Annotated in this window: 1 protein-coding gene; it reads right to left on the minus strand. The window is 48.3% G+C overall.

Features of this window, described 5'->3' with window-relative positions; genetic code table 11:
• Window positions 1-54 precede the first annotated feature (54 nt).
• Window positions 55-511: leucine-rich repeat domain-containing protein (locus tag QT994_RS24675; protein ID WP_333179275.1), on the minus strand; the 457-nt coding region annotated here is incomplete at its 5' end.

Here is a 511-nt window from a genome sequence, read left to right on the forward strand (position 1 = left end):
ACTTAAACGGCTTAATTGGTAAATCACCAAAAGCTGCTTAAGTATTTTTACTCATCACAAAAGTGACACGCTCCCAAGACGTTTCTGTGCGAGTTCGCCTAACACGCACAGAGCGGCAATTGGATTGTTGCTCAGATACAGTGTTGTCAGATTGGTGAGCGAGGCGAGATAACTGATGTCGGTAATTCGATTGTGGCTGAGATCGAGTGTTGTCAGATTGGTGAGCGAGGCGAGATAGCTGATGTCGGTAATTTGATTGCTGTCCAGATGCAGTGTTGTCAGATTGGTGAGCGAGGCAAGGGAGCTGATGTCGGTAATTTGATTGCCGCTGAGAGACAGTTCTGTCAGATTGGTGAGCGAGGCAAGGGAGCTGATGTCGGTAATTTGATTGCCGCTGAGAGACAGTTCTGTCAGATTGGTGAGCGAGCCGAGAAAGCTGATGTCGGTAATTTGATTGCCGCTGAGAGACAGTTCTGTCAGATTGGTGAGCGAGCCGAGAAAGCTGATGTCG

The sequence above is a fragment of the Microcoleus sp. S13_B4 genome, assembly GCF_036700885.1.
Classification (GTDB): domain Bacteria; phylum Cyanobacteriota; class Cyanobacteriia; order Cyanobacteriales; family Microcoleaceae; genus Microcoleus.